Raw genomic sequence first — 2,362 nt, 5'->3', positions numbered from 1 at the left:
ACACGCGACACAAAGTTTGATTGATGACACAAATGATAACCGTTATCATTTGCGCGACCGTGGGCTGAGCATACGGCCTTCGGACATCGCCGCGCCAGCAATGGCGCGTCACGAAAAATTCTCGGGGGAGGAGCGGATGGAGAGTCAGGAAACGGGGCGGGCAGCGCAGTTGCCACGGCCGAGCAGAATCGCGATTGCCGTGGCGGCGCTCGCACTGGGCCTGTCGCATGCCCATGCGCAGCAGGCGCCGCAGGCGGCCAGCGATGCGAGGCCAGCGACGGCCGCCAACGACGACACCGGTGCGGCACTGCCGATGATCAGTGTGGAGGGCGAGCGCGACGCGCTCGCTCAAAGCCTCAATCCGCCGACCACCGTCGGCTCCAAGCTGCCGCTGACCGCGCGCGAAATACCGCAGTCGGTGAGCGTGATCTCGCAGGAGCAGATCAAGGAACAGCACTTCGACACGCTGAAGGACGCAATGCAGTACGCACCCGGCGTGACGACGCTGCAGAGCGACTCCGACCGCGTCCAGTACTATGCGCGGGGCTTTCCGATCGAGTCCTACCTGATCGACGGTACGCCGACCTACGTGAACAGCAGTATCTCGGTGACCGCCGCGACGTTCTCGCCCAGCCTGGCGATGTACGACCGGGTCGAGGTGCTGACCGGGCCGTCCGGCCTGATGAACGGCTTCGGCGCGCCGGGCGGCGCCGTCAACCTGGTGCGCAAGCATGCACTCGACGCGTTCTCGGCGAGCGCCGAACTGACCGGCGGCACGCGGGGCAACGCAGGCGCGACGCTCGACGTGGGCGGCCCGTTGAACAAGGCAGGCACGCTGCGCGGCCGCGCGGTCGCATCGTACTACGGCGCCGACGGCGTGCAGGATTCGACCAACACCCGCAACAAGGTGCTGTATGGCACGATCGACGCGGACCTGACGTCGAGCACGCTGCTGCGGCTGGGGGCGAGCTACACCGAGTACACGTCCAACGAGCCGTGGATCTGGGGTATCTACAGCGATGGCACTTACGGCAACCTGCCGCGCAGCCATTACTACGGGGTGGGCTGGAACCGCGACACGTTCCGCACCACTGACGTGTTCGCCGAATTGCACCAGAAACTGGGCAACGGCTGGACCGCGAAGGCGGTGCTCGACTACACGTACGACCGCTCCACGACGCTGCAGGGCAGCGCCTTCAATCCGATCGACGCCTCGACCTATATCGGCGACTACAGCTCGACCAACAACGTCGCGTCCGAGAGCAAGACCAGTATCGACGTGTCGGCGAGCGGCCCGTTCACGCTGCTTGGCCGCACGCACAAGGCGACGATCGGCGCGAACTACGCGAGCATGGTCGAGCACCAGTCGCAGTACTACGCCGACGCGAGCGATCCGTTCAACGTCGTCGGCGTTGACGTGCGCAACATCATTTATCCGGAGCCGGCCTGGCCGTATTCGCCGGACACCACCAGCCGCAACTCGACCTATGCAAAGCAGTACGGCATCTACGGGCAGGCCCGGCTGTCGCTGACCGATCCGCTCACGCTCGTGCTGGGCGGCCGGCTGGGGTGGTACCGCTCGCGCTTCTCGCCTGATCCGGTGTACAACATCTGGTCGATGACCGGCAACTCGCTCGGCACGTCCGGCAAGTTCACCGGCTACGCCGGCTTGATCTACGACCTGAACAAGAACTGGTCGGTGTACGGCAGCTACACGAGCATTTTCCAGCCGCAGGACAACCTGATGACGACGAGCGGCCAGCTGATCCGGCCGATCACCGGCGATCAGTACGAAGCCGGCATCAAGGGCGAGTTCATGGGTGGGCGCTACAACACCGCGCTGGCCGTGTACCAGATCAACCAGCGCAACCGCGCGATGCTCGATCCGGACGATCCGACCTTCTCGCATTACATTGCGGTAGGCCGCGCCCGCACGCGTGGCTTCGAGCTGTCGGGCAGCGGCGAACTCGTGCCGGGGTGGCGGGTGTACGGCAGCTACACGTACAACAACAGCCAACTGGCCGATGCGAACAGCTACGACACGATCTCGTCGCCGTTCTCGTCGATCTCGCCGCATCAGTTGTTCAAGCTGTGGACGACCTATCGCCTGCCTGAGCCGCTGCACGGCTTGACGCTCGGCGCCGGTGTCACGGCGGTCAGCAGCACCGAGGCCAGCCGCAACGGCGTGACCGCCTACCAGGGTTCGTACGCCGTGTTCGATGCCTCGGTCAGCTATGCGTTCAACAAGAAGACCTCGTTGAGTCTCAATGCGCGGAACCTGTTCGACCGTGATTATTTCGCGGCCGCCTACGCACGCGGCCAACCGCGCACCGTGCTGCTGACGCTGCGCGCTGCCTACTGA

General features: G+C 64.8%; 1 protein-coding gene. It reads left to right on the top strand.

Features of this window, described 5'->3' with window-relative positions; all coding sequences use genetic code 11:
- Nucleotides 1-136: 136 nt before the first annotated feature.
- Entirely contained in the window at nt 137-2,362 is a 2,226-nt protein-coding gene (locus tag BLU54_RS00175) for a TonB-dependent siderophore receptor (RefSeq protein WP_211435271.1), read from the top strand.

The sequence above is a fragment of the Chitinasiproducens palmae genome, assembly GCF_900095735.1.
Lineage (GTDB): Bacteria > Pseudomonadota > Gammaproteobacteria > Burkholderiales > Burkholderiaceae > Chitinasiproducens > Chitinasiproducens palmae.
The sequence above is the reverse complement of the archived record's forward strand: the minus strand, read 5'-3'. Positions and strand labels throughout refer to the sequence as shown.

Bases quoted from the DNA above. Each gene is read 5' to 3' on its own strand.
- BLU54_RS00175 (WP_211435271.1), top strand. From the start codon at position 137: ATGGAGAGTCAGGAAACGGGGCGGGCAGCGCAGTTGCCACGGCCGAGC.